Annotated in this window: 21 protein-coding genes; 10 read left to right on the top strand and 11 right to left on the bottom strand. The window is 63.3% G+C overall.

Annotated elements, in window-relative coordinates; translation table 11 throughout:
- Nucleotides 1–123: 123 nt before the first annotated feature.
- On the bottom strand, nucleotides 124–513 hold the full coding sequence (locus JMV54_RS09490) for a DUF3040 domain-containing protein (protein WP_201518677.1): 390 nt from the start codon (nucleotides 511–513) through the stop codon (nucleotides 124–126).
- Between the two features lie 79 nt (nucleotides 514–592).
- On the opposite strand from JMV54_RS09490, the gene JMV54_RS09485 reads away from it, so the two are divergent.
- Complete coding sequence (locus JMV54_RS09485; RefSeq protein WP_201518676.1) at nucleotides 593–1,699, top strand: polyprenyl synthetase family protein; 1,107 nt, start codon at nucleotides 593–595, stop codon at nucleotides 1,697–1,699.
- Between the two features lie 69 nt (nucleotides 1,700–1,768).
- On the opposite strand, the gene JMV54_RS09480 is transcribed toward JMV54_RS09485, so the two are convergent.
- A complete protein-coding gene (locus tag JMV54_RS09480) occupies nucleotides 1,769–2,113 on the bottom strand; it encodes an Rv2175c family DNA-binding protein (protein WP_201518675.1) in 345 nt (114 codons plus the stop codon).
- Nucleotides 2,114–2,202: 89 nt separating this feature from the next.
- On the opposite strand from JMV54_RS09480, the gene pknB reads away from it, so the two are divergent.
- The gene (gene pknB / locus JMV54_RS09475) at nucleotides 2,203–4,185 is read left to right on the top strand and encodes a Stk1 family PASTA domain-containing Ser/Thr kinase (protein ID WP_201518674.1); all 1,983 of its coding nucleotides are present in this window, start codon (nucleotides 2,203–2,205) and stop codon (nucleotides 4,183–4,185) included.
- A gap of 99 nt (nucleotides 4,186–4,284) precedes the next feature.
- On the opposite strand, the gene JMV54_RS09470 is transcribed toward pknB, so the two are convergent.
- Both JMV54_RS09470 and JMV54_RS09465 read right to left on the bottom strand, forming a co-directional pair.
- The gene (locus JMV54_RS09470; protein ID WP_201518673.1) at nucleotides 4,285–5,661 is read right to left on the bottom strand and encodes a class II 3-deoxy-7-phosphoheptulonate synthase; all 1,377 of its coding nucleotides are present in this window, start codon (nucleotides 5,659–5,661) and stop codon (nucleotides 4,285–4,287) included.
- Nucleotides 5,662–5,759: 98 nt separating this feature from the next.
- On the bottom strand, nucleotides 5,760–6,470 hold the full coding sequence (locus JMV54_RS09465; protein ID WP_201518679.1) for a lysophospholipid acyltransferase family protein: 711 nt from the start codon (nucleotides 6,468–6,470) through the stop codon (nucleotides 5,760–5,762).
- Nucleotides 6,471–6,742: 272 nt separating this feature from the next.
- Here JMV54_RS09465 and JMV54_RS09460 point away from each other — a divergent pair, with 272 nt between their 5' ends.
- Nucleotides 6,743–8,608 (top strand): AMP-dependent synthetase/ligase, encoded by a 1,866-nt coding sequence (locus tag JMV54_RS09460; RefSeq protein ID WP_201518672.1) that lies wholly within the window; start codon nucleotides 6,743–6,745, stop codon nucleotides 8,606–8,608.
- Nucleotides 8,609–8,785: 177 nt separating this feature from the next.
- Here JMV54_RS09460 and def read toward each other — a convergent pair whose 3' ends face one another.
- The 5 genes from def to JMV54_RS09435 all read right to left on the bottom strand — a co-directional run bounded on the left by def (nucleotide 8,786) and on the right by JMV54_RS09435 (nucleotide 12,807).
- Nucleotides 8,786–9,277: a peptide deformylase gene (def, locus tag JMV54_RS09455; protein ID WP_201518671.1), complete on the bottom strand. Its 492-nt coding sequence runs from the start codon at nucleotides 9,275–9,277 to the stop codon at nucleotides 8,786–8,788.
- 53 nt (nucleotides 9,278–9,330) lie between these two features.
- Nucleotides 9,331–10,758, bottom strand: coding sequence for a mycothione reductase (locus tag JMV54_RS09450; RefSeq protein WP_201518670.1), 1,428 nt, complete (start codon nucleotides 10,756–10,758; stop codon nucleotides 9,331–9,333).
- A 5-nt stretch (nucleotides 10,759–10,763) separates the two neighbouring features.
- A complete protein-coding gene (locus JMV54_RS09445) occupies nucleotides 10,764–11,312 on the bottom strand; it encodes a MerR family transcriptional regulator (protein WP_201518669.1) in 549 nt (182 codons plus the stop codon).
- Between the two features lie 284 nt (nucleotides 11,313–11,596).
- Entirely contained in the window at nucleotides 11,597–12,298 is a 702-nt protein-coding gene (gene ftsR / locus JMV54_RS09440; RefSeq protein WP_201518668.1) for a transcriptional regulator FtsR, read from the bottom strand.
- Nucleotides 12,295–12,807, bottom strand: a complete 513-nt coding sequence (locus tag JMV54_RS09435; protein ID WP_414146386.1) for an FHA domain-containing protein — start codon at nucleotides 12,805–12,807, stop codon at nucleotides 12,295–12,297. Before JMV54_RS09435 ends, ftsR begins: the two co-directional genes overlap by 4 nt.
- A gap of 145 nt (nucleotides 12,808–12,952) precedes the next feature.
- On the opposite strand from JMV54_RS09435, the gene JMV54_RS09430 reads away from it, so the two are divergent.
- The 4 genes from JMV54_RS09430 to hrpB all read left to right on the top strand — a co-directional run bounded on the left by JMV54_RS09430 (nucleotide 12,953) and on the right by hrpB (nucleotide 20,741).
- Nucleotides 12,953–13,792, top strand: coding sequence for a DUF3097 family protein (locus JMV54_RS09430; protein ID WP_201518667.1), 840 nt, complete (start codon nucleotides 12,953–12,955; stop codon nucleotides 13,790–13,792).
- 26 nt (nucleotides 13,793–13,818) lie between these two features.
- Nucleotides 13,819–15,000: an exonuclease SbcCD subunit D gene (locus JMV54_RS09425; RefSeq protein WP_201518666.1), complete on the top strand. Its 1,182-nt coding sequence runs from the start codon at nucleotides 13,819–13,821 to the stop codon at nucleotides 14,998–15,000.
- Nucleotides 14,997–18,107 (top strand): AAA family ATPase, encoded by a 3,111-nt coding sequence (locus JMV54_RS09420; RefSeq protein WP_201518665.1) that lies wholly within the window; start codon nucleotides 14,997–14,999, stop codon nucleotides 18,105–18,107. The genes JMV54_RS09425 and JMV54_RS09420 overlap by 4 nt, the downstream gene beginning before the upstream one ends.
- Nucleotides 18,108–18,212: 105 nt before the next feature.
- The gene (gene hrpB / locus JMV54_RS09415) at nucleotides 18,213–20,741 is read left to right on the top strand and encodes an ATP-dependent helicase HrpB (RefSeq protein ID WP_201518664.1); all 2,529 of its coding nucleotides are present in this window, start codon (nucleotides 18,213–18,215) and stop codon (nucleotides 20,739–20,741) included.
- Nucleotides 20,742–20,982: 241 nt separating this feature from the next.
- Here hrpB and JMV54_RS09410 read toward each other — a convergent pair whose 3' ends face one another.
- Nucleotides 20,983–22,560: an OFA family MFS transporter gene (locus JMV54_RS09410; protein WP_201518663.1), complete on the bottom strand. Its 1,578-nt coding sequence runs from the start codon at nucleotides 22,558–22,560 to the stop codon at nucleotides 20,983–20,985.
- Between the two features lie 284 nt (nucleotides 22,561–22,844).
- Nucleotides 22,845–23,465 (bottom strand): hypothetical protein, encoded by a 621-nt coding sequence (locus JMV54_RS09405; protein WP_201518662.1) that lies wholly within the window; start codon nucleotides 23,463–23,465, stop codon nucleotides 22,845–22,847.
- 82 nt (nucleotides 23,466–23,547) lie between these two features.
- On the opposite strand from JMV54_RS09405, the gene amrB reads away from it, so the two are divergent.
- The 3 genes from amrB to JMV54_RS09390 are packed head-to-tail and all read left to right on the top strand — an operon-like array spanning nucleotide 23,548 to nucleotide 25,129.
- Entirely contained in the window at nucleotides 23,548–24,387 is an 840-nt protein-coding gene (amrB, locus tag JMV54_RS09400) for an AmmeMemoRadiSam system protein B (RefSeq protein WP_201518661.1), read from the top strand.
- Nucleotides 24,384–24,941 carry an AmmeMemoRadiSam system protein A gene (gene amrA / locus JMV54_RS09395; RefSeq protein ID WP_201518660.1) on the top strand — a complete coding sequence of 186 codons (558 nt, stop codon included), beginning with the start codon at nucleotides 24,384–24,386 and terminating at the stop codon, nucleotides 24,939–24,941. The genes amrB and amrA overlap by 4 nt, the downstream gene beginning before the upstream one ends.
- On the top strand, nucleotides 24,929–25,129 hold the full coding sequence (locus JMV54_RS09390) for a hypothetical protein (protein ID WP_201518659.1): 201 nt from the start codon (nucleotides 24,929–24,931) through the stop codon (nucleotides 25,127–25,129). The genes amrA and JMV54_RS09390 overlap by 13 nt, the downstream gene beginning before the upstream one ends.
- The last annotated feature ends 12 nt before the right edge of the window (nucleotides 25,130–25,141 follow it).

Below are 25,141 nucleotides of genomic sequence, written 5' to 3'. Positions count from 1 at the left end.
GGTGGGTCATGGAACGGGTCTCCTTTCGGACGACGGATGTTTTCGACACCACCCATCGTGCCGGTCAGAGGCCCGTTCCTTCTACCCACACTCCGGTGGCCACAACGTCATGGCCCACAACAGCTAGAGGTCGCCGCGGCGGCGCTCATCCCAGCGCTCTTCAAGACGCGACATATAGTCAGACTGTTTTGGTCGCTGTGCACTCGAGGTCTGCTTGCGCGGGGCTGAGTCGGCGGCCGCACCGCTGGCCGAACCGTTACCGCGCAGCGCCCAGGCAATACCTGCGACGGTGACGATGAATCCGAGCAGTCCAATGAGCGGCTGGTTAATGGCCAGCCCGGTGACCACAATGCCCAGGCCAACGGCCACTGCAAGCACCGCGATAGTGATAGACCGAGCTGAAATTCCGCCCTGCCCCGACGGCGCGGTCGACATGAAGTCGGCGTCTCCCTGGTAGAGACTGCGCTCCATCTCATCGAGCAGCCGCTGTTCCTGTTCAGAAAGTGCCATCATTACCTCGCGTTTGCAGCTTACGGATTCACCGCTGTCTGACTGCCCATTGTAGGCCGAGATGACTTTGTAAAGTAGGTGTGTGCCTGAAAGTATGCCGCTGTCTGCTGATGCCCTTGTACATGCCGTTAACGATCGTATTGCGGCGGTCGTCTCTGCCAAGCGCGACGAGTTCCTCCCCCTTGGCGACGACCTCGCTCCGGTGTTTAACCAGATCAGCTCGTTCACCGAGGGTGGTAAGCGTGCCCGAGCCCGATTCGTTGCCGCCGGTGCCGCTCAGGCCGTGGGACAGACGGTACCCGCCGATCTCTATACGGCCATCGTCGATGCCGCAGCCGGCCTCGAACTGTTTCACGCCGCAGCGCTCGTGCACGATGATGTGCTCGACCGCTCTGACACCCGCCGCGGGAAGCCCGCAACGCACCGGGTGTTCGAGCAGCTGCACCGCGAGAGCTCGTTTGCTGGCGAAGCCGAACACTTCGGCACCTCGGCAGCAATTTTGATTGGCGATCTGCTGCTGATGTGGAGTGATGATCTGCTGCTGAGCGCCTGCGCCCACATTGATGAGCGCTCGGCACGTCGGGTGCGCCACGAATATGCGCGGATGCGCACCGAGGTGACCGCCGGCCAGTATCTCGATGTGCTTGCCGAGCTGAACTGGCACACCGTTCCGGTGGCCGAGCACGCTGAACGGGCAATTGCCATCGCCACTTCCAAATCGGCACGCTACTCGGTTGAGTCGCCGCTCGTGCTCGGCGCCCTGCTGGCCGGTGGCGATGACGACACGGTCGCAGCCATTCGCGCCTACGGTCTCCCCCTCGGGCTCGCATTTCAGCTGCGCGACGATGTGCTGGGAGTGTTCGGCGATAGCCAGGTCACCGGCAAGCCCGCCGGCGACGATCTGCGCGAGGGCAAGCGCACCCTGCTAGTGGCAGAGTTTGAACGCCGCGCTGATGGCGATGATCGCGAATATTTTGTGCGCCACCTCGGCAATCCCGAGCTGACCGAAGCCGACGTCGAAAAGATGCAACAGCTGCTGCTCGATAGCGGCGCGCTGGCGGCGGTTGAAGCGCGTATCCAGGGGTGGCTCGAAGAAGCGCTCAGCGCCATCGACAAGGCTGCCCCGAATGAGCAGGTGCGCGCCCTGCTTGGCGAGCTTGCCGAACGAGCCGCAGTGCGGAACGCCTAGGTACAGGCCTAACTCAGCACGACCCAGGCAGCGCGGCCCCGCGCCAACGAACCGCTTGCCAGCGGCCGACTAAAACGCCAGCAGCTGCGCCGATTTACGCACGCTAGTTTTGTGCCCGCGCTGCAGCGCCGCAACCGGCGCCTCGCCGAGCGCACTATCTTCACTCAGCATCCAGTTCATGGCTTCTTCACCCTCGAGCCCCATATCGGCCAGCAGGGTGAGTGTGCCGCGAAGCCCCGGAAGCGGTTCACCGTTCTTAAAAAAATCTGCCGGGATGCGGGGCTCACTATCAACCTGTGCCGCGAGCAGGTACCGGTCTTCGAGCAATCGACGGAGCTTGTTCTTTGAAACGCCAAGTAGCTCGCACACCTGTGTAAACGTGAGCCACTCGCGTGACGAAAAGTGTTCTGACACCCTTCTATGGTTGCAGATTATCGAGCCACGCGGGGTATCTACGGAGTTTCACCCGGTGTTCGTTGCGTGATCCCGATACTCTGCCCAACGTGAACGCAGCGAACCCCGATACGGTCATTGGTCGTCTCATCGACGACCGCTATCGCGTGCGTTCGCTTATCGCCCGCGGCGGTATGGCCACAGTGTATGTTGCCACCGATCTTCGCCTCGATCGGCGAGTGGCAATCAAAATCATGCACGACCATCTGGCCGCGGATGAAGCTTTCCGTGACCGCTTCATTCGCGAGGCACGAGCGGCGGCCCGCCTGGCGCATCCCAATCTGGTCAATGTGTACGACCAGGGTGAGGATGGTGACCTCGCCTATATGGTGATGGAATACGTGCCCGGTATCACGCTGCGCGACCTGCTGCACGACCACCACCGGCTCACGGTCGAGCAGACCATCGACATTATGGATGCACTCCTGGCGGGGCTGCAGGTGGCGCACCGACAGGGCATCGTGCATCGCGATATCAAGCCCGAGAACGTACTGCTGGCTGATGATGGCCGCATTAAGCTCTCCGACTTTGGACTCGCGCGCGCGGCCACCTCAAATACGGCCACGGGCTCGGTGTTGCTCGGCACGATCGCCTATCTGGCGCCCGAGCTGGTCACCAAGGGTTCGGCCGATGTGCGCAGTGATGTCTATTCGGCGGGGATCATGATGTATGAGCTGCTGGTTGGCGAGCAGCCCTACCGCGGCGATGAACCGGTCAATATTGCGTTTCGGCACGCCAATGACGATGTGCCACCACCCAGCGAAAAACAGCCCGGCATCCCCCGGGTGCTCGACGATCTGGTGCTGTGGGCCACTGAACGCAATCCCGATGATCGGCCGACAGATGCCGGAGCGATGCTGGCGGCGCTGCGTCAGGCCGAGCGCGATATTGCGGCCGGCGGTGGCGCGCCGGTGCCGCCAGACTCACCCACGCTGCCTTCCGACTCGGGCGAAGCAACTCGGTTGCTTGCCACCGCAGACGATCATGACCAGCCGTGGCACAGCGTGAACCAACCCACCGGGGCGATCAACGCTGACCCGATGGCTGCGGTGGCCGAACCGCTGCTGCGCGCCTCGGCGGGGCTCCCGGCCACGGCGGCACGACTCGAACGTATCAATCGCCAAAAACGCCGTTCAGGGCAGGTAACCGCCTCGGTTGTCGTGCTTTTGATGGCGTTCGCAGGGGTCATCGGCTGGTGGCAGGGGTACGGGCCCGGTTCGTACCTGATCACTCCCGACCTGACCGGAATGTCTGAGGCGGATGCACGGCAGCAGATCAGCAGCTCGGGTTTTGTGCTCGGTGAGGTGCAGCACGAAAACTCGCTCGATACACCGGCGGGTCAGGTGCTGCGCTCCGATCCCGAAAGCGGCTTGAGTTTGGCGCCTAAGTCAGCAATTTCAATTGTGATTTCTGATGGGCCGAGCATCCTGACCGTGCCGGCGCTCGCCGGGCTCAGCCGTGATGAGGCTATTGCCGCCATCGAAAATGCCGGGTTTGTCTACCAGGATGCGGATGAGCGGCGTGAGTTCTCGGCCAGCGTGCCCGACGACCATGTGATCTCCGGAACCACCGAAGACGGTGCCCCACTCCCCCAAGAAATGGCCGAGCAGTCAACTATTCGACTGGTGGTTTCAGAGGGCAAGGTACCCGAAGTTGCCGGTCAGAGCGAGGCTGATGCGATGGCCACACTCGATGCCGTCGGGCTCAAGGGCAATGTTGTTGACCGACCCTTTTCGTCGGATGTGCCCGAGGGTGTGGTGATCTCGCAGTCGTCCACCACCGACCCGGTCGTTGCCGGCGACACGATCAATCTGGTGGTTTCCAAGGGCCCCGATCTTGTCGAGGTACCCAAGGTTGAGGGCGAAAAGCTAAAAAACGCGATTAAAAAGCTCGAGGATGCCGGATTTAAGGTGTCGCATCGCGTGCCCGAGCTATTTATCGATAGCGCCAGGGTTGTCTCATCCAATCCACCGGCCGGCGAAAAGATCGAGCGCGGTAGCACGGTTGAGTTGACCACCGAGGTTAAGCTCTAGCGCATCCCGGCTCGTCGGTGTGCAGATAGATCTGTGGCCGGATGCCTCGAACTCGGTTCAAAGGCACCCGGCCACACTGTGTATTTGCGCGTCGACCCGCTAGTTTGCCGCGCCGCGGTTTTGCAGCAGCTCGGCGACCAGGAAGGCCAGTTCGAGCGATTGGCGGTGGTTCAGACGCGGGTCGCACAGGCTCTCGTAGTGCGTTTCGAGCGTGGCCTCGTCGATCTGGTCGGTGCCGCCGAGGCATTCGGTAACGTCGTCGCCGGTGAGCTCGATGTGGATACCACCCGGATGCGTGCCGGCTTCGGCGTGGGCGTCGAAAAAGCCACGCACCTCTTCCATGACATCGTCGAAGCGACGGGTCTTGAAGCCGCGCTCGGTGGTGAAGCCGTTGCCGTGCATGGGGTCGGTGATCCACAGCGGCGTCGAGCCCTCTGCCTTAATCGCGCTGAGCAGCCCCGGCAGTGTTTCGCGGATCTTCGTCGCGCCCATGCGGGTGATAAAGGTGAGTCGACCGGGTTCGCGCTCGGGGTCGAGCTTGTCGAGTAGGCGCAACACGGTGTCGGGTTCGGTGGTGGGGCCAAGCTTCACGCCGATCGGGTTGCGCACTCGCGAGAAGAAGTCGACGTGCGCTTCGTCAAGGCCGCGCGTGCGTTCGCCGATCCAGATGAAGTGGGCCGAGGTGTCGTACGGGGTGCCGGTGCGCGAGTCGACCCGGGTGAGTGCGCGCTCGTATTCGAGCAGCAGCCCCTCGTGGCCGATGTAAAACTCCACCTCGCGCAGGGCGTCGAAGTCGGCGCCGGTGGCGGCCATGAATTGCAGAGCCCGGTCGATTTCGCAGGCCATGACCTCATAGCGCGAGTTTTTGGGGTTTGAGCGGAAATCATGGTTCCACGAGTGCACAGCACGAAGATCGGCGTAGCCGCCGGTGGTGAAGGCGCGCACCAGGTTCAGCGTCGAGGCCGAGATGTGGTAGCCCTCGAGCATCCGCTGCGGGTTGGGGGTGCGGGCCTGTTCGGTGAAGGCGAAGTCGTTGACGATATCGCCGCGGTAAGCGGGCAGCGTCACGCCCTCGCGGGTTTCGACATCTTTCGAGCGGGGCTTCGCGAACTGACCAGCCATCCGACCGAGTTTTACCACCGGCATCGAGGCGCCGTAGGTGAGCACGAGTGCCATCTGCAACACCGTCGACACCCGCGCGCGAATTTTGTCGGCGGTTGCCGCGGCGAATGTTTCGGCGCAGTCGCCGCCCTGCAGAACGAAGGCCTCACCGCGCGCTGCGGCGGCCAGCCGGGTGCGCAGCCGGTCGACCTCGCCGGCGAATACCAGCGGCGGCCGGGTGGCGATATCGGCCAGTACCTTATCGGCCTGGGCGCGGTCGGGCCAGCTGGGCTGCTGCCGAATCGGAAGCTCGCGCCAGTTGTCGAGGCCGTGGTCGCCAAGCTGCGGCTGCGTCAATTGAGTGTCGTTCATCATCCTGTTTGCATTCATATTGGAGTCGAGGTGGTGCTGCCAAAAATCCGGCCTGGGATCTTGCAGCCTATCGGGATTTGATTGCGTGCGGATGCGGCCGGTTACGATTCGGCGGCCGTCGCGCGCTGTGCGTCAAGCTTTTTGCGCAGCGTGGATGCGTACACATCGGCATACTCTTGGTCGCTCAGCTGGGCAATTTCGCTCATAATTTCGTCGGTGATAGCGCGAAGCACGAAGCGGTCGGCTGGCATAGTGCGATATCGACTGAAATCGAGCGGTTCCCCGAAAATAATGCCGGTGCGACCCCGGACGGGGCGCTTGGCGCCGATGGGCATGATTTTGTCGGTGCCCACCATCACTACCGGGATCACCGGTACCGATTCATCTGCCGCGAGCAGCATCCGCGCAATTCCCGTACGGCCACGGTAAAGCCGGCCGTCGGGGCTGCGGGTGCCTTCGGGATAGATACCGAGCCAGCGTCCCGAGTTCAGCACTTCGACTCCGGTGTCGAGTGAACTCTGCGAGGCCTGCCCGCCCGAACGGTCGATCGGCAGCTGCCCGACCGACGTCATAAACCACTTCGTCATGCAGCCCTTTACGCCCTTGCCGCGAAAATATTCGGCTTTAGCGAGAAAGTACACCTGGCGTTTCACCACGAGCGGCATCAGAATCGAGTCGATCACCGAGAGGTGATTCGAAGCGAAAACCACCGGGCCCTTTTTCGGAATGTTCTCGAGACCAACGATGTCCTGCGGAAACAGTCGTTTCACGGTTGGGCCGACGAAGACGTGCTTGAGCAGCGAATACATCATTGGCATTGGCGAACACTCCATATGGTCTTGCGGGCGTGAGTCATCATACCTGGCCGCGCATCCGTGCCGCCCGAACCCACGCGCATCCAGGCCGCTCATTCGCCGCGTCGGCTGCGCAACCAGGTGGGGGTACCGCCTCCGGGTGCCGATCACGAGCATCCGCAACGAACCCGGTATTGTTTGTTTTATCCCGGCGACGAGGCCGCGAACCGCGCGCAACCCGCGTGAGAGGTGCCTCGCCGCGCATCCCTCACACGAGAAAGGCCGCCACGATGACCGACAACGCCGTCGTTCAGCATGAGCGCGAATTTCACACTCCGGCTGTTGCCGAGCACGATCCCGCCAGCTCCACGTATTCGCTGCTGCTCAATCGAGTCAAACTCACGCCCGATGCGCCGCTTTTTTCGGTGCCCGACGGCGATGGTTGGCAGAATGTTTCGGCCCGGCAATTCCTTGATGAGGTGCACGAGGTTGCCCGAGGGCTGATTGGCTCGGGCATCCGCCCCGGTGAGCGGGTGGCATTTATCGGCTCCACGAGCTATCAATGGTCGCTTATTGACTATGCGCTGTGGGCGGCCGGTGCGGTGATGGTGCCGGTGTATGAGACCGACTCTCCGGAGCGAATTAATTGGATCATCGATCACTCCGAGGCGATCGCGGTAATCACGCAGCTTCCCGAGCATGCCGAAAAGATTACCGAGCACGATGCGCCACTCCCCGACCGCGTCCGGAAACTCTGGCAGCTGCATGATGGCGGGATGGACGAGCTGCGGCAGGCGGGCGACGGTGTCACTGACGAGCAGGTGCGCTCGACCGGTCTGAGCCGGGTGGCCGACGACGAAGCCACGCTCATCTACACCTCAGGTTCGACCGGCAAACCCAAGGCCGTCATCTTGACGCACAGCAATTTCGTGGATCTCAGCAATAACGCCGCCAAGGCACTGTCGGTGATGGTCAACAAGCCCGGTGCGTCGACACTGCTGTTTATTACGCTCGCCCACGTGTTTGCCCGGTTTATTTCGGTGATGTGTGTGAGTGAGGGCATCCGGGTTGGACACCAGTCTGATACCAAGCGGCTCGTTCCCGCGCTCGGTTCGTTTCAGCCCACCTTCCTATTGGCGGTGCCGCGGGTTTTTGAAAAGGTCTACAACTCTGCGGCACAGACCGCGGCGGCCGGTGGTAAGCGAGGCATTTTCAACCGCGCTGTGCGTGTCGGGGTCGCCTATTCGAAGGCGCTCGATGCCGGCCGGGTACCGCTCGGGCTACGGCTGCAGTATCGAATTTTTGACAAGCTCGTTTTTGCGAAGCTGCGCAAAACGCTCGGCGGCAAGGTCGAGCACGCGGTGTCGGGGTCGGCTCCGCTGGGGCTTTTTCTCGGGCACTTCTATCGCGCGCTCGGAGTGCAGGTGCTCGAAGGCTATGGCCTCACCGAAACCACGGCGCCGGTGTCGGTCAACCTCGCCGACAGTTTCAAAATCGGCACGGTGGGCCCGCCCCTGCCGGGTTGTTCGGTACGCATCGACGATGATGGTGAGATTCTCGCCCGCGGCATCAATGCTTTTCGCGAATACTGGCGCAACCCCGAGGCAAATGCGGATGCATTCACCGAAGACGGCTGGTTCCGCACCGGTGATATCGGCCAGCTTGATGCCGATGGCTACCTGACTGTCACCGGCCGCAAAAAAGACCTCATCATCACGGCCGGTGGTAAAAACGTGGCACCGGCAGTGCTCGAAGACCCGATTCGTGCCGATGTGCTCGTGGGCGAATGTGTGGTGGTGGGCGATGCGCAGCCGTTTGTTTCGGCAATCATCACCCTCGATCACGAAATGCTCGTGTCATGGCTCGAGGTCAACGGACTCGACCCAAAAATGTCGCTCGCGGATGCATCCCGTCACCCGCGCGTGCGTGAGCACGTACAGGAAGTTATTGACCGCGCGAACCGGCAGGTATCGCGCGCCGAGTCGATCCGCAAGTTCGAAATTCTCGATCACGTGTTTTCAATTGACGAGGGCACGATGACGGCGAAACTTTCGATTCGTCGGCACGTGGTGCTGAAGCAGTACGCCGATGTGATTGACCGCATCTACGAGGGTGTTGAGCGCGCGCACGATCCCGAAAGTTCGAGCTCGCGCTAGGTTCTGCCCGGTCTCGAGGGAACTGCGCCGCCAACCTTGTTGGTGGGCTGTAATTGTTGGTGAGCTGGGATTGCTGGTGAGCGAAGCGCCGTGCCCGGCGCTTCGCCGCCAGAACCGCATCGCCGCTAGAACCAATCCCCGCGCTTCGCCGCCAGAACCAGTCCCGGCGCTTCGCTGCTAGAACCAGTCGGCGGCGCGGATCTGTCGCAGCGCTTCGCGGCGGTGCTCTTTTGCCAGCGTGTCGACGTACACGGTGCCGTCGAGGTGGTCGCACTCGTGTTGCAGCATCTGCGCCATCAGCCCTTCACCCTCGAGCACGACCTCGTTACCGTCGAGGTCGATACCGCGCACTTTTGCGTAGGGATAGCGCCGAGTGGGAAACCACAGTCCCGGAACCGACAGGCAACCCTCGTCAATTTCGCTGGGCTCTCCCCCGAGCTCGACGATTTCGGGGTTGATGATGTAACCGAGTTTGCCGTCGATATGCCAGCTGAATGCGCGCAGTCCAACACCGATTTGAGGTGCGGCAACTCCCGCCCGCCCGTCCATATCGGTGGTGTCGAGTAGGTCTTGGATGAGTGCCCGCACCTGATCGGTGATTTCGCCAATCGGGTCGGCGGGGGTGCGCAGTACCGGATCGCCGTAGTGGCGAATTTGCCGAACGGTCACGTTTTCCTTTCACTGGGTTGTGCGGCCTTTCGCTGGGTTGTGCGGCGCGCGGCTCAGTGAGCGGCCAGTTGTGCTTCGGCGCGCAGCAGGGCGTTTTCAATAATTTCGGTGGCTGCCGGATGCGGCCAATACTGTTGCCGTGCCAGCCCACGCACGTTCTGCCCCTGACTTGCGGCTTGGATGAGCGGCTGCAGCAAAATCGCCGCATCGGGGCCGATGATCTGTGCGCCGAGCAGCTTGCCATTTTCGCGGTCGACGACGAGCTTACAAAAACTCGTTTCGTCTTCGAGTGCCCATCCCCAGGCGGTGGCGCCGTAGTCGTGCCGCACCGCGAATGCATCCGCGCCGCGCGCCAGCGCCTGCGACAATGATTCGCCAATTGAGGCGACTTCGGGGTTCGAAAACACCGCTGTCGGCACCGGCCCGAGCGTATTGCGGCGCAGCTTTTCACCGCTGAGCTCGGCGGCGACATTGTGCGCAACCACTCGTGCCTCTTCGTTGGCGACGTGTTTGAGCTGGTGCGGTGAGCTGATATCGCCGAGCGCCCACACTCCGGGCACCGGTTCGCCATCGCGAAGCACCCGCTGGTAGTCATCCACGACGATGCGGCCATCCTCGTGCAGGTCGAATCCGGCGGCGGTCGCCTCGAGACGGTCGCTATTGGGGATGCGGCCGGCTGCCACCAGCACGAGGTCGGTAATCATTTGCGAGCCGTCGCTCAGCGTCAATTCGACGCCGGCTTCGGTTTCGTGCGCGGCGGTCACTTCGGTGCCGGTGTGCAGGTCCCAATCGGCCACCTGCGCGAACGTGGCCGCCACTTCGCTGTCGACCGATTTCAGCGGCATCGAGCGCACCAACTGCACTGTTTTGGCTCCGAAGCCGTGGAAAATATTCGCAAATTCACAGCCGATTGCGCCGCCGCCGATCACCGTGATGTGCTGCGGCAGCTGTTCGAGGCGCAGAGCCTCGGCGTTGGTAATCACCCGCTGCGACCACGGGAGCGGGTCGAGTTCGACGCTGCGCGACCCGGCCGCGATGATGATGCGTTCGGCTCGCAGCCGGCGTCCCGAGTCGGTTTCGAGTTCGTGGTCGGAAACAAACCGCACGCGTTCTCGGACGAGCTGAATGTTTGGTTCGCCGCTGCGCCGATATTCCTCACCCGAGTTGGATATTGCGTCGATGCGCGTGAAGATGCGGTCGCGTACCGCCGCCCAGTTGGCGCGCACATCGGGCGCGGTGACGCCGAGATGCTGCGCGCTGCGTGCTCCGTGAACAATTTCTGCGGGGCGCACAAACATCTTGGTGGGGATGCAGCCGACGTTGAGGCAGGTGCCACCAAAGTGTTCGCCATCGTCGATGATGGCGATTTTTAGATCGGCAAATCGTTCATCGGGAATGGTGTTCCCCGACCCCGCACCGATGATGATGAGGTCAAATTCGTTTTCGCCGGCGGTTTCGCTGGCTGTCGAGGATGCTTCCAATGCGACTAGCTGGCGCGGTGCTTACGGCGGCGCGCGGCAAGTTCATCGTGCGGATGCAGCTCGTCGCTGTCGACATCGACGAGGTTGTCTTCAACCTCGCGCACAACCTGGCCGAGGAAGATGCCGAATACGCCCTGCCCGCGACGCACGAGGTCGATGATTTCGTCTTCTTTGGTGCACAGGTAGACGCTCGCGCCGTCTGAAAGCAGCGTGATCTGAGCGAGGTCGTTAATGCCAGCTTCATGCAGCTGCTCGACCGCGACCCGGATCTGCTGCAGTGAAATACCGGTTTCGAGCAGGCGCTTCACCAGGCGCAGTACCAGGATGTCGCGGAATGAGTACAGACGCTGCGAGCCTGAGCCCGCGGCGGTTTGGATCGAGGGTTCGACCAGTTCGGTGCGAGCCCAGTAGTCGAGCTGACGGTAAGTGATGCCGGCCACTCGTGCGGCCACAGCGCCGCGGTAGCCGATATTGGGGTCGAGATCGGGAAGGCCATCGGTGAACAGCAGTTCAGCGCGCGACTCCGTGTTGGGAGCGTGCTCACGTGCGCTCATGTTGCCACCTTTCTACGCGACGTGTGGTGTGGGTGAGTTGTGGATGCGCCGATTCGGCACACACGAGTGCGACTCGCCCGATTCTCAGTGTAGGTGACGCCACCGCCAACTTCGAGGAGCAAAATCACATCGGTGTGATGGTTTCAGCATTCTGTTCACTTCAGCGGCGACGCGCCGCAAGCTTCAAGCAATACTTGAGACCGTAATCCGATTGTTACCGAGGCCGCTGTCGCAACGCCGCGGCGCCAATCAACGAGAGGCCAACTCACTAGAGAGCCAGCCCACTAGAGGCCAGAGTCGGCAACTCCCTGCTGGATGAGCCCACGACGCACACACGCCAGCTGTTCGGCAACCTCGGTTGCCACCGCCTCAGCGCGCTTTCGCGAGGCAGCGTCGTTACGACGTCCCAGCGATGAGACCACCTGCTCGATCAGCCCGAGTTCGTGCTGCACCGAGTTGCGGAAAGCCCGCAGGTGACGCGGCTCAATCCCCCGCCGTTCAAGCAGCACCAGCGTCGCCAAAAGCTGCACGTGGGCCTGTGTGTAGTGCTGCTGCCGCGGCAGCAGCTGCGCCTGCAGCGCCTGATCGAGCAGCTCGCGGCTGGCTCCCGACTGGGTCAACAGTTGGTGGCGCGACACCAGTTCGTCTCCCAGCAGGATGCTTCGGGATGGTGCGGCAGCTTCTGCTCCGGGAAGCTTCGGCTGTTCACCACGGTCGAGCGCCTCGAGATACTCCCCGATAACGCGCAGCGGCAAATAGTGGTCGCGCTGCAGCTGCAGGATTGTGCGCACCCGTTCGACATCACGCTCGGTGAACTTGCGATAGCCAGCCGGCGTGCGGTCGGGATTCAGCAGCCCCTGCTCCTCAAGAAACCGCAGCTTTGAGGGCGTGAGGTCGGGGAATTCCGCTCCCAATCTGAGCTGCACTTGCCCAATCGAAAGCGAAGCTGCCGGACGCGTCCGGCGGGCGGCGCTGCTGCCACTCATAGCTCGGGCGCGGCCGGGGTGTTGACGTCGATCGGCGAAGCGTAGAAAGTCAGCCGGTACTTGCCGATCTGCACCTCGCTACCGTTCGAGAGCGCAACCTGGTTGATGCGCTCGCCGTTGTAGTAGGTGCCGTTCAGCGAGCCGAGATCGCGCAGCTGGAACGTTGTGCCCTGCCGGGTGAACTCGGCGTGACGACGCGACACGGTCACATCGTCGAGGAAGATTTCAGCATTGGGGTGACGGCCGGCGATTTGCAGATCGGTGTCAAGCAGGTAGCGGGCACCGATGTTGTTCCCGCGACGAACAATGAGCAGCGCCGATCCCGAGGGCAGAGCGCTGATCGAGTCCATCTCTTCTTTTGAAACACCGCCGGCGATGAGCGCCGCGAGCTGCGCACTGAAGTCGCCGGTAAATGACATGGTTGACGAATGATCCGCCGCTGCAGACGCCTGCGCGTTGTCCGGGGCGTCTGGGAGCAGCCCCTCGCCGCGACCATCCATGGTTGCCATTCGTTCCTCCTGCTAAATGTGAGCATCCAGTTTATCGCAAGCGGCGCATCCAAAAACTGATGATCTGCCCGGTACCGGGGAGGTTTTCAGGCTCTTCTCGGCGCTGCGCTGCAACAAACCTGCTCGCCCACCTTACGCTCGCCCTATGTTCGATGATCGGTACGACGACGACCCGGTCGCTCGCATGCGTGCGGCACGGGTGCCACGCGAGCCACAAAAGTTGCCGGCACGACGTGGGCTTTGGCTCGAAGACACCGTCACCGAGTTCTATGGCGAGCTCGTGCGCGCCGACCGCAACCAGGTAGAGCTGCGCGATGCCGACGGCGCCGCCCGCCGGTTTCCGCGCGACACGATTTTTTTGGACGACGACGGCAACGCCGTGCAGCTCGACTTCACCCGCCCGCAGCCGACCGCTCCCGCCCGCAGCGCTTCTGGTTCGGTGTATGTCAAGGATGCACCGGCGCGGGTGGCGCGGGCCGGGCGCATCTTCGTCGAGGGGCGCCACGATGCCGAACTCGTCGAAAAGGTGTGGGGCCACGACCTCCGCGTCGAGGGTGTGGCGGTCATCTATCTCGAGGGTGCCGATCATCTCGAGGAGGTGCTGCGCGAATTCCAGCCGTCGCGACATCGCCGGGCCGGGGTGCTGCTTGATCACCTGGTACACGGTTCAAAAGAGTCGCGGATCGCGGCGCACATCATGCAGCGGTTCGGCACCGATGCGGTGCGAGTTGTCGGGCATCCCTATGTGGATGTGTGGCAGGCACTTCGCCCCGAGCGGCTCGGTTTGAACGAGTGGCCGGTTATCCCGCGCGGGCAGTCGTGGAAACACGGTATTTGTGCGGCCCTTGGCTGGCCGCACGAAGACCAGGCTGATATTGCTCGCGCGTGGCAGCACATCCTTGGTCAGGTGCGCAATTGGCACGATCTTGAGCCGGCGGTAATTGGCCGTGTTGAAGAGCTGATTGATTTTGTGACCGAAGAATAGTCGGAGGCTCGCGCTACGGTTGCGATATGCGCATCCTCCACACTTCCGACTGGCATATCGGACGCACCTTTCACGGCGAACCGGTGCTCGACAACCTGGCACTGGCGCTCGACCGTCTTCACGAACAGGTGCGCGAGCACGGCGTCGAGGTGGTGTGCATCTCGGGCGATATTTTTGATTCGGCCGTCCCCTCGGCCAAGGCGCTGCAATTTTTTGATGCTCGGCTCGCCGAATTTGTTGATGATGGTGCACGAGTGCTGGTCACTGCCGGTAACCACGATTCGGCTGCCCGGCTCGGTTATCTGGCGCGCTGGCTGGGCGAGTCGGGCATCCATATTTTTGCCGATCCGTCTCGACCGGCCGAGTTTATTGAGCTGCAGGATGCATCCGGCCCGGTTCGTTTTTATGGCATCCCCTATCTTGAGCCGGCGATTGTGCGCTCCTATGCCGACGGTGACCAGATCGGTTCGCAGCGCGATGCGATCGCTTGGGCAATGGGATTGGTGCGCGAGTCGATGGCCGAGTTCGACGGTCGCGTCGTGGTGCTCGCCCACTGTTTTGCGGCCGGGGTGCCCGATACCGGGGTGGCTGACGATATTGAACGCGATCTGAGCGCGGGCGGTATCGATGTGGTGCCGCTGGAGCTGTTTGAGGGTGTCAGTTATGTGGCGCTCGGTCATATTCACAGCCGGTCAAGGCTGAGTGAGCGGGTGCGATATTCGGGGGCGCCACTGCACTATTCATTTGGGGAGGCGAATCAGCCCCGCGGTTCGTGGCTCATCGATCTCGGCGGTGCCGGCGAAGGTGGTGCTGACGAAGGCGCTGGCGATATTGCCTGCCAGTGGCTCGAATTGCCGGTGCCACGGCCGTTGGTTGAGCTCACTGGCACGCTACAAGAGCTCGAAACCGACGCAGAGTTTGCCGCTCATACCGAGAGCTGGGTGAGTGCGCGGCTCACCGACACCGATCGGCCGGTTGATGCGATGCGCCGCCTGCGACAGCGCTTCCCGCACGCCGTGCATCTTGAGTATGTGCAGCGAAGCACCACTCAACAGGCTCGCCGCACGTTGCCTCGTGCCACCTCGCCTGAACAGCACGCGGATGCGTTTCTCAAACACGTTCGTGAGGCGCAGGGGCTGACTCGGTTTGAAAACGAAGTGCTGACCGATTTATTAAACGAAATCCGCAAGCAGGAGGCCGAGCGATGAAGGTGTTGAACCTGAAGGTTGCGGGTTTTGGCCCCTACCGCAGCGAACAATTCGTCGATTTCACCCGCTTTGACGATGACGGACTCTTCCTCATCGCGGGGCCCACGGGCGCGGGCAAATCGAGTGTGCTGGATGCCATCATGTACGCCCTGTATGGCAACACTCCGCGCTATGACGACACCGGCACCGGCGAACAGATCCGCAGTAATTTTTGCGGTCCAACCGATCCCACGCGGGTGACGGTCGAATTTGAGCACGGCGGTGTGTACTACCGGATGAGCCGATCACTCGCCTATCAGGTGCCAAAAAAATCGGGTGACGGGATGCGCACAGTTGCCGGCAAACTCGCGTTTGAACGCCGCGAGGGTGACCAATGGCACACGATCGCCACCAGGGCGAAGCAGGTGGCGCAGGAATTTGCGGAGGTGTTTCCGCTGCGCGCCGACGAGTTTTTGCAGGTGGTGCTGCTGGCGCAAAACGCCTTCATGAAATTTCTCGACGCCAAAACTGGCGAGCGCCAGGAGGTGCTGCGGAAGCTTTTTCGCACGTATCTTTACCGCGATCTGATGGATGCGGTGAAATCTCGCGCCGATGCGGCTCGCGTCAACGTCGACGAGACTCGCAGCGCTCTTGAGGTGGCCGTGGCTGAAATTGAGCGGCTGCGCGGCAGTGTTTGCGCTGCGGCTGAAGGAGTCTCGGCTGATTCGGTCGCTGCTGATTCGGTCTCTGCTGATGCGGCTGCGAGCGACGATGGCACGACCGTGGACGATGGCGCCGCGGCACCCTCACCGGAACAGCTGATTGCGGCTGCCCTGGCCGAAATTGCGGCGGCGCAGGCGCGGGTGCGGGATGCCCGCGATCATGCTGAAGCGGCCGCCAATGCGGATGCACAGCGTGCCGCGAAAGCAAAAGAGCAGCGTCAATTGCAGCAGCTGCGTGCCCAGCTGCAACGAGAGCGCGATGCGCTGCAGCAGCAGTCACAGCACATCGAAGATCAGGTCGTCCCCAAAATCGCCGCGGCTGAGACGGCAGCACCGCTACTGCCCTATCTTGAAGGCGAAAAACGGGCCGGCACGGCAGTTGCCGAAGCTGCGGCCGAGCTCAAGGCCGCTCGCATCCGCCTGGCAGATGTTGGCACCGACACCGAGCTTGCTATCGGTCGGCAGACAGCCGACACCGACGAGTCTGGCGCGCTTTCCGAAGAGCTCGTGGCCGAGCACACCCGGGAGCTTGAGCACGCGCGCGAATTTTTGGGAGTGCTGCGCGAGCGCGCCGATGCTGAAATAGAACTCGAGCAGCTCGAGCAGCGCCAGCGAGAGGCCAACGAACTTGTCGACTCGCTCGCAGAGCAGCTTGACCGAGTGCAGCGTGAAGCAGCCGAACGCCCGGCAAAACTCGCCGAACAGCAGGCCAAACACACTGAGTTCACCGGACTCGCCGCGCTTGTTGCAGCTCGCACCGATGCGGTGGAGCAGGCAGAGCGGGTCTGTGCCGCGGCACGCGAACTGCCAGCCGCCGAAACGCGGTGTGAACAGGCAGCGGCCGCCTATCGCAGCGCGCTTTCCGAGCGCGAGCACGCCAATCAGCACGAACGTGAGCTCGCCGAGCGCCGCTATCGCAATGCCGCGATCGAACTGGCCTCGCAGCTGGCTCCCGGCGAAGCCTGCGCGGTTTGCGGCGCCACTGACCACCCAAACCCGGCGCACCCCGGCGATGCGCAGCAGCAGCCGGTAAGCGATACCGAGCTGGCTGCGGCACGCGAGCGCTCACAGCTGGCTCACGACCGCGTCAGTGCCGCACACGATGAAGTACAGACGCACGAGCGAGAACGCGACGCCCTGCGCCAAAAATCGGGCGGCACCTCCCTCGATGCGGCCACCGCCACGCTCACCACCGCCCGCGCCGAGCTCACGGCGGCCCGCGAGGCGGATGCAGCGCTCCAAAAATGCTCCGAGCAGATCGAGACCCTCAAACGTGAAATCGAAGCCGATGCGCAGCATCTTCGCGATGCCGAAGCAGCGCTCGTTCGGGCACGCAGCTCGTCTGACAACGCGGCCGAGGCGTGCCAACAGATGCGCAGCGAGGTCACCCGATTGCGAGCCGGGCAACCGACCATCGCCCGGCGCATCAAGATTATTGCGGCACTCATAACGGCCACCGACTCGCTGCTGCAATCAAATAGCGCCGTGCGCAACACCAGGCAGCAGCTCGAGGCGGCCACCCGGCAACTCGATGAGCGCCTCGCCAGCTCGCCGTTTGCCGATCGTGACCGGCTCGCGGCAGCTGCGCTGCCGGCATCCAAAGTGGCCGAGTTGCGTGAGGAGGTTCACCAGCATCGCGAGGCTGTCGCCGAGGTGCGCGCCAAACTCGCCGACGAGCGTTTTGCCACGCTCCCCGACACGCCCGTTGACAGTGACACCCCGGCAGCCGTGGCCCAGGCCAGTGCCAACCGGCTCACCGAGCTCAACCAGCTCGCCGGGTCGGTTGCCTCTGAGCAGCGCCGGGCTGCCGAACAGGCCGAGCATTCGCGCGAGCTTATGGCACGCCTCGGCGAAGAGGGCGCGCGAGCCGAAGCTTTGTCGCGTTTTGCCGACACGCTGCGGGGTGCCAACGCCCGCAAACAAAATATTGAGGTGTTTGTGCTCGCGAGCTGGCTCGAAGAAATCATTCAGGCAGCCAACGCGCATCTCACCCAGCTGTCGTCCGGCCGCTACCAGCTCGAGGTGGATGAGTCGATCGAGGCGCATGGACGCCAGTCGGGGCTCGGTATCGCCGTATTTGACAGCTACAACGGCGAGCTGCGAAAACCGCAATCGCTTTCGGGTGGCGAAACGTTTCTCGTGTCGCTGGCGCTCGCGCTCGGTCTCGCCGAGGTGGTTTCGGCGCAGGCTGGCGGCATCTCACTCGACACGCTGTTCATTGACGAGGGTTTCGGCTCGCTCGATAGCGAAACGCTCGAGGTGGCGATGCGCAGCCTCGACCAGCTGCGGCAGAGCGGGCGCACTATCGGCGTGATCAGCCATGTCGAGGCAATGCACCAGCGCATCCCGGCGAAGCTCGTGGTCGAACGCAATCCGGATGGTTCCAGTCGCCTCCAGGTTGAATGAGTCAGCTCACCTGCCATCGCGGCTATCGCACAGGCGCCAATCGCCGCTGCCGGCAGCCCGATATGGTTGGGAGCATTCGATCTCCCGCTCGAGGATTGTGCTCATTTGACCAGTTTTGACGTCGATGCCATCGGCCGCGACCTACCGGCGCTCGCGCTAGCGGCGCCGCTGCGTTCGGCGATCACCGAACATCGCGCGGCAGTGATCACCTCTCCCCCGGGCTCGGGTAAAACCACGGTGGTGCCGCCGGTGCTCGCCAACCTCAGCACCGGCCGCGTGGTTGTCGCCCAGCCCCGCCGAGTGGCGGCGCGGGCCGCGGCGAGGCGTCTCGCATCCCTCACCGGCACGGCCCTGGGCGATTTGGTGGGCTACACGGTGCGAGACGACAGCAAAGTGTCGCGGCACACGCGCGTCGAATTCGTAACCGCCGGTGTGCTCGTGCGGCGGCTGCTGCACAGCCCCGACCTTCCCGGGGTGTCGGCCGTAGTGCTCGACGAGGTGCACGAGCGCAGCATCGATGCCGACCTCGCGTTCGCGTTCAGTCAGCAAATTGCGCAGCTGCGTGACGATCTCGCCGTGGTGGCGATGTCGGCAACCCTCGACGCGGCACAGTGGGCGACACTGCTCGGCAATGCACCCGTGCTTTCGGTGCCGATGGAACTGCATCCGCTCACCGAACACTGGATGCCGTTCGCCGGCCACCGGCTGGATGAACGCGGTGTGCGCCGCGAGTTTCTCGACCATGTTGCCGCAACCACGCGCGAAGCGATGGCCGTGCATCCCGAACATTCGGCGCTGGTGTTTTTGCCCGGCCACCGCGAGGTCGAGCGGGTGGTGACATGTTTGCGTGCCGACGGAGTCGAGGCGATCTCGCTCACCGGTTCGCTCTCGGCCGCCGAACAGGATGCGGCACTGCGGCCCGCACCAGACGGTGCACCGCGCGCGGTTGTCGCCACCGCGGTTGCCGAATCGTCACTCACGGTCCCCGATATTCGCATCGTGGTCGACTCGTGCCTTGCGCGTGAACCGCGACTTGATCTTGCCCGCGGCATCTCGGGACTCGTGACCGTATCGGTATCGCAGGATTCGGGTCGGCAGCGTGCCGGACGTGCCGCGCGGGTGGGGCCGGGTGACGTGTATCGCTGCGTGAGTGAGGCACAGTGGGCCAGTTTTGCGGCCGCGCGCAAACCCGAAATCGCCACCGTCGATCTCACCGAAACGGCGCTGCTGCTGGCGCTGTGGGGTGATCCGTTTGCGCGCGATCTTGCGCTCCCCGACCATCCCGCGCCCGATGCCCTGCGCCGAGCGCAGCAGACGCTGCAGCTGCTGGATGCGGTCGCGATTGCCGCTGACGGCACGGTGACGATTACCGACCGCGGCGAACAGCTTGCTCGTTTCCCGACGCATCCTCGCCTCGCCCGCGCGCTCATCGATGCCGCGCCGCGCATCGGACCGGCTGCGGCCGCCGGATGTGTTGCCACCCTGCAATCAACCCAGCGCGCACCGCGCGGTGATCTCGCGGCGCTTCATCAGCAGCTGCGAAACGGTGATGATCCGGCCGCCCGCCAGTGGCGCCGCGAACGCGACCGCCTGCAGCGGCTGCTCGGTGGTGTCACGAGTACCGCGGAAGCGACTGACCTCTCGGCAGAGCAGGCGCTGGCGTTCGTGGCGGCGGCCGCGCATCCCGAACGCATCGCCTGCGCCCGCGGCGGCGATGGTTCGTATCTGTTTGCCGGCGGCACCGGCGCGCAGCTGCACCGTGAGTCCGCGCTGATGGGTCAGCAGTGGCTGGTGGCCACCGATGTGGCTCGCGGTCATGCCGTGGATGGTTCGGGTGCGCAGATTCGCGCCGCGGTGCCCATCACCAGGCAGCTCGCGCTTGAGGTGGCCGCCTCGATGCACACGACCGTCACTGAAACCGCGCTCGTTGATGCCCGCGTGACCGCCCGCAAATATGAGCGGCTCGGCGCGATCACGCTTGCCGAAACGGCGGTGTCGCCCACACCCGATCAGGTGCTGGCGTGTGTGCGTGATGAGTTTGCGCGGCGGGGCCCGCAGCTGCTGCACTGGTCGGAGGCTGCCCGGCAATTGCGCAACCGCTTGGCGTTTGTGCATCGCTATTTGGGTGCGCCGTGGCCGGATGTTTCGGATGCGGTGCTGCGCGAGCTGGATGCGGACTGGCTCGGCCCCGAGTTTGCGCGGGTCGCTGACGGCGCCTCGCTGCGCTCGCTCGATCTGGTGCCGGCACTGCAGCGGCTGCTGCCCTGGCCCGAGGCGGCCGGGCTCGCCGATTTAGTGCCGGAATATTTGCAGGTGCCCACCGGCTCAAAAATCCACATCGAATATCCCGACGCGGGCGATGCGGATGCGCCGGCGCGCTGTTCGGTGAAGCTGCAGGAGTGTTTCGGGATGCTCGACACACCTCGGCTGGTTGGGGGCAGGGCGCCGCTGGTGATGCAGTTGTTGTCACCGGCGCAGCGTCCGGTGGCGATCACCGAGGATCTCGCGTCGTTTTGGCAGCAGGGGTATCCGCAGGTGCGGGCCGAGCTGCGCGGCCGCTATAGCAAGCATCCCTGGCCCGAAGATCCATTGACGGCGCCACCGCAGCGGGGCACAAAAAAGTCGGGCCGGTAGTCTGGCCGGCTGGTAGTGGGCCGGGCCAGTTGGTAGTGGGCCGGGCTCGTTCGCCCGGGCCAGTACATCCGCGCCCGCACTTCGGTCCAGTACATCCGCACCCGCGCATCCGCTCTCGTGCATCCGCGCCCGTGCAGCCATGCTCGCTCTTCCATTCTCGCTCGTTCTTCCATTGCGGCAGCAAAAAACCGTTCGGCCCGCGGAGGGAACCGAACGGTTTTTGCTGCCGACTGGCTAGTGATTAGTGGATGAACAGCTGCGCCGCGGTGATGGCGGTGAGGATCACACCATAGGCGAGGATGCCGCTGACGATCAGCCACGAGAACACGAGGCGACCGGCACCCGGCAGTGATTTGTCACCAACCTGGTCAATTTCGCTGCGGCCGTTGAGTTCGTCGAGGTGCGCCTTAACGACATCTTCGGGTTCGTGGAAGCGTGAGTCGACCGCGCGCACTAGCAGGTTGGCGATAAAACCGACGGCGAGCACACCGATCATGATGAACAGCGCAACCCGGTAGGCGCCGGCATCGAGTTCGCCGGGCTTACCCTGCGCGTCGAGCACCGCGTTGACGATCAGCGGCCCGGCCACACCGGCAGCCGACCAGGCGGTGAGCAGGCGGCCGTGGATGGCGCCCACCTGGTAGGTGCCAAACATGTCACGCAAGTAGGCGGGGATGGTGGCAAAGCCGCCGCCGTAGAACGACAGCGCAATCACCGCGAACAGCACGAACAGTGCCACCGAAGTGTGACCGAGCAGCGCCAGGCCGGCGAACATCAGCATCCCGACACCGAGATAGATCATGTAGATCGGCTTACGGCCGATCTTGTCTGAGGTTGACGACCACACGAACCGGCCCGCCATGTTGAACAGCGACAGCAGCCCCACAAAACCGGCGGCGGCTGCCGCGGCCACGGTCGAGGTGCCATCGGGCTGGCGGAAGAAGTCTTGGATCATGGGGCTGGCCTGCTCGAGGATGCCGATACCGGCGGTGATGTTGGTGAACAGCACGATCCACAGCAGCCAGAATTGCGGGGTGCGGATGGCGTTTTTCGCCGACACCGATTTGTCGGTAATCATCGAGTTGCTCTTGGCGGGCGCGGGTGTCCAGCCGTCGGGTTTCCAGTCGGGGTGCGGCAGACGGATGTTGGCGACACCGATGAGCATCAGCACCAGGTAGATGGCAGCGAGGGTGACAAAAAGCAGCGCCACCGCCGAACCGCTGACCACCGCGGCTTTATCGCTGGGGTCGAAGGCCGGGTCGTAGAGGCTCATGAGCTGGCGTGAGATGGGGCTCGCCACCATCGCACCGCCACCGAATCCCATGATGGCGAGGCCGGTTGCCAGGCCCGGCCGGTCGGGGAACCACTTAATGAGGGTCGAGACCGGTGAAATGTAGCCGATCCCGAGACCGATACCGCCGATAAACCCGTAGCCAAAATAGAGCAGCCACAGCTGTTGCGTGGCGATGCCGAGTGCGCCGATGAGGAAGCCCGTCACCCAGAAGCACATCGAAAAAAACATGGCTTTACGGGGGCCGTTACGGTCGACCCAGGTGCCGAGCACTGCCGCCGAGACGCCGAGCATGACGATGGCGATCGAGAAGATCACACCAATTTCGGTGAGCCCCACCCCGAAGTGTGCGGCGAGCGAGGTTTTATACACGCTGGTTGCGTAAACCTGGCCGATGCTGAGGTGTACCGCGAGGGCTGCGGGTGGGATGAGCCACCGGTTATACCCCATTGGGGCGATGATATTGCGCCGGTCAAGGTATCCGGCAAGGCCGCCGCGACGCGCGGTGGATGCTGGTGCAGTAGACATAGAGGTTTCTCCCGACTACGACCGATCGCTTCGTCGCGATCGGTGCCAATAGTGAATCGGGCAGCACAATACGCCGATTTGACCAACAATTCGAAATCAACGCGCGAATTTCGCTCTAACGGCCTATTTACAAACCGCATTCATTTCTCCGTGTGGTTATTTTTGCCCGCATCGGTCTATCACGCACCGGCAACCCATTAGCACCGGTCTATTAGGCACCGGTCTATTAGGCACCGCCCCCCCACAAGCACCGGTTTATTAAGCACGCTCAATCGAGCTGCGCGTTAGCCGCGGCCGAATAGCGATTTGAACGGCGCGGTGAGGCGAGCCCAGCGTTCGCGGCGGCGCTGCCGCAGCTCGTGTTTGTGGGCGTCACGACGCAGGTCATCAACAAGCCCCATGAGCCGGTTTTTGCGTTCAACCGGGTCGTCTTGTTCCGGCGGAATTGCCGTGTCTTGCAGCATCCGGGCCCGGAACATTTCATCCATTGCGTCTTGCCGTGCCTGGGTGGCGACTTCAGATCGGAATTGCTCGTCGTCGCGCTGGCCGCGCAGCAGTTTCGCGAGCGCGGTTTCAGCTTCGCTGCGCAATTGCAGCGAAGCGGGGTCGAGGTTTTCGGCGGGGTTGCCGCGGTAGGCCTGGCTGCCCTTGGTGCGAACGAGATTTCGGGTGGCGGTGAGCCGCTCAGCCGCCGCATCGCTTTCTTCGGCCAGCCGGTCAATTTCGGCGAGCACGAGTTGGTCGTAGTGGCTTCGCGGCAGCCGCTGATCTTTGCCCATCACTTCGACGATGATTCGGTTTTTTACGCGCATCCGCAACACCGAACGGGCAATCATCAGGCCCTCGGTTGCGAGTCGATCGACTTCAGCGTCGAACTCAGCCGACTTCTCGTCAGCATCGGCCATCTCGACTCCTTTCAGCCCTCCCATTATGCCGCAGCGTGAGGGCATTGCGCGGCCGCTCAGCCACGGGTGCCATTCTGGTCGTATGAGCAGCGTGCGCCAGCCGGCCGTCGCCGGAGTGTTTTATCCCGCCGAGCCGGGCGAGCTGCGCGCGCAGGTCGATCAGCTGCTGACACAGCGCCCGCAGGCCACCGTGCCAAATTTGCGGGCGCTGATCGCCCCGCACGCTGGCTACCGGTTTTCGGGGGCGATTGCCGCATCCGGGTATAACTGCATTCCGGTTGCCGGGCCGCTTCGGGTGCTGCTGCTTGGCCCCACGCATCGGGTGGCGATTCGGGGTGTTGCTGACCCGGCAGTGGCCGCGTTCGCCACTCCCCTGGGCGAGGTGCCGCTGGATGCCGAGATAATGGCCGCGGTGCGCGAGCTGCCGGCTGTGGTGCCGGCACCGCGAGTGCACGCGCAGGAGCATTCGCTCGAAGTGCACCTGCCGTTTTTACAGCGGCTGGCCGCGAAGGCTGAGGTGCCGCTCACGGTGGCGCCGCTTGCCGTGAGCGAGGTGACGCCGGCGCTCGCCGCGCAGGTGATCAGCCGGGCACTTGCCGCGGTGCCGGATGCGCTCGTGCTCGTATCGAGCGATCTATCGCACTATCTCGACTATGCACAGGCCCGGCTGCGCGATGCGCAAACTATCGAGCGGATGCTGCGCTGTGAGGCGCAGCTGCTTCCCGGGGATGCGTGTGGGGTGCGCCCAGTGAACGGCCTGCTGCACCACGCCGCCGCATCCGGCTGGCAGGCTGAGCTTGTTGCGGCCGCGAACTCAGGCGATACGTCCTATGGTGATCACGACCGAGTTGTCGGATATGCCTCGCTGACCTTTACCGCACCACGACCCGATTCAATGACACAGCAGGGGGATGCTGAATGACGCACGCACTCACTGACGAACAGGGACAGGAACTGGTGCGGCTCGCGCGGGCCGCGATCGCGTCCGAGCTCGGCGCGCACACCGATTGGCCCGGTGGTGATGATGCGCTGCACCATCCGGGTGCCACTTTTGTGACCCTCGAAATTGATGGCGCGCTGCGCGGTTGTATTGGCACGCTTTCGGCGTATCGCAGCATCCGTGACGATGTCATCGAAAATGCGCTGGCCGCAGCGTTTAATGACCCGCGGTTTGCGCCACTGCGCGCGGCTGAACTCGAGCGGGTGACGGTGAGTGTGTCGCTGCTTACGACACCGGTTGCGATTGAGTACGGCGGCACCGAGGCGGGGGCGATCGCGGCGCTGCGGCCCGGTATCGACGGGGTGATTCTGCGGTCGGGGCGTCACCGGGCCACCTATCTTCCGCAGGTGTGGCAGCAGCTTCCCGAACCGGCACAGTTTTTGCGCAGTCTGAAACGCAAGGCCCGGCTCGACGAGCATTTTTGGTCGCCGAGCATTGAGTTGCAGCGCTATGAGGTGCGCGAGTGGAGCGAGTAGCGGCCCGCTGGTGGCATGCGGTTGATGATGGCCGCCTGCAGTGTGATCTGTGCCCTCGCGAGTGCAAATTGCGCGATGGTCAGCGCGGTTTTTGTTTTGTGCGGATGCGCGATGGCGAGCAGATCGTGCTCGATACCTATGGCCGCTCAAGCGGGTTTTGTATCGATCCGATTGAAAAAAGCCGCTGAATCATTTTTATC

This window comes from Gulosibacter hominis (assembly GCF_904842695.1).
In the GTDB taxonomy this organism is placed as follows: domain Bacteria; phylum Actinomycetota; class Actinomycetes; order Actinomycetales; family Microbacteriaceae; genus Gulosibacter; species Gulosibacter hominis.
The sequence above is the reverse complement of the archived record's forward strand: the minus strand, read 5'-3'. Positions and strand labels throughout refer to the sequence as shown.

Excerpts from the sequence above, each read along its gene's own strand:
- JMV54_RS09435 (WP_414146386.1), bottom strand. The coding sequence starts at position 12,807 with ATGGCAACCATGGATGGTCGCGGCGAGGGGCTGCTCCCAGACGCCCCG.
- JMV54_RS09465 (WP_201518679.1), bottom strand. The coding sequence starts at position 6,470 with ATGATGTATTCGCTGCTCAAGCACGTCTTCGTCGGCCCAACCGTGAAA.
- JMV54_RS09430 (WP_201518667.1), top strand. The coding sequence starts at position 12,953 with ATGTTCGATGATCGGTACGACGACGACCCGGTCGCTCGCATGCGTGCG.
- amrB (WP_201518661.1), top strand. The coding sequence starts at position 23,548 with ATGAGCAGCGTGCGCCAGCCGGCCGTCGCCGGAGTGTTTTATCCCGCC.
- JMV54_RS09425 (WP_201518666.1), top strand. The coding sequence starts at position 13,819 with ATGCGCATCCTCCACACTTCCGACTGGCATATCGGACGCACCTTTCAC.
- JMV54_RS09410 (WP_201518663.1), bottom strand. The coding sequence starts at position 22,560 with ATGTCTACTGCACCAGCATCCACCGCGCGTCGCGGCGGCCTTGCCGGA.
- JMV54_RS09460 (WP_201518672.1), top strand. The coding sequence starts at position 6,743 with ATGACCGACAACGCCGTCGTTCAGCATGAGCGCGAATTTCACACTCCG.
- JMV54_RS09420 (WP_201518665.1), top strand. The coding sequence starts at position 14,997 with ATGAAGGTGTTGAACCTGAAGGTTGCGGGTTTTGGCCCCTACCGCAGC.
- JMV54_RS09490 (WP_201518677.1), bottom strand. The coding sequence starts at position 513 with ATGATGGCACTTTCTGAACAGGAACAGCGGCTGCTCGATGAGATGGAG.
- JMV54_RS09445 (WP_201518669.1), bottom strand. The coding sequence starts at position 11,312 with ATGAGCGCACGTGAGCACGCTCCCAACACGGAGTCGCGCGCTGAACTG.
- amrA (WP_201518660.1), top strand. The coding sequence starts at position 24,384 with ATGACGCACGCACTCACTGACGAACAGGGACAGGAACTGGTGCGGCTC.
- ftsR (WP_201518668.1), bottom strand. The coding sequence starts at position 12,298 with ATGAGTGGCAGCAGCGCCGCCCGCCGGACGCGTCCGGCAGCTTCGCTT.
- JMV54_RS09470 (WP_201518673.1), bottom strand. The coding sequence starts at position 5,661 with ATGATGAACGACACTCAATTGACGCAGCCGCAGCTTGGCGACCACGGC.
- JMV54_RS09405 (WP_201518662.1), bottom strand. The coding sequence starts at position 23,465 with ATGGCCGATGCTGACGAGAAGTCGGCTGAGTTCGACGCTGAAGTCGAT.